The organism is Aerococcus sp. L_32 (assembly GCF_050689315.1).
On the sequence record NZ_JBOEQF010000921.1, the window covers coordinates 1 to 733 of the forward strand.

The window sequence follows — 733 nt, forward strand, 5'->3', positions numbered from 1 at the left end:
GTCTTCGAATTTGCCTTAATGCCAATATTTATATCCTCTAATACGAGTTGGTCGTCATAAGACATGGCCAAGTCTTCCACTTTAATTATTGCTGGCATCTTGTCTATCATCCTCTCATTACATCATCAAAATTTATCTTACTAAACCTTATCTATTTAAGATTTGACACAATTAGGTTCACATTGTGTTTAAACATATTGATATAGGTATCGCCCTCTTGTCCTTCACTCGCAAGTGAATCTGAGAACAATTCCTGCCCTTCACCAGAAACAACTGTCACTTCGCCACCATCAGCATTTACAGCCTCTTGGATACGTTGCATACGCGCTGGGTCAGTTGTTGATTCAGCAAAGATCGCTGGCACTTCGTTTTCTGCAATAAAGCTTGCAATAGTTGAAATATCTGCGTTAGAAGCTTCAGCTTGTGTTGAAATCCCTTGTGGTGCCACTACTTCAATCCCGTAACGTTGTGAGAAGTAGTTGAAGGCATCATGTGGTGTAATCAAGTAACGTTGACCTTCAGGAATTGAGTCGATTTCTGCTTGCGCCCAGGTATCCAATTCAGTCAACTCTTCCTTATAAGCTGTCGCCGTATCGTTGATCGACTCGTCACCAGTTAAAGTCACCAATTCAGCTGCTACTGTAGCCACCGCTTTTTGGTAAAGGGTGATATCAAACCAGAAATGCGGGTCTACTTCGCTTTCCCCGTCTTGGTCAACCATCGTTAAATCTTC

1 protein-coding gene is annotated in these 733 nt (G+C 42.0%); it reads right to left on the bottom strand.

All coding sequences use genetic code 11. The features are described 5' to 3' along the window. Window positions 1-151: 151 nt before the first annotated feature. On the bottom strand, window positions 152-733 hold a 582-nt coding region (locus ACRCJ0_RS17375), incomplete at its 5' end, for a metal ABC transporter solute-binding protein, Zn/Mn family (RefSeq protein ID WP_431391405.1).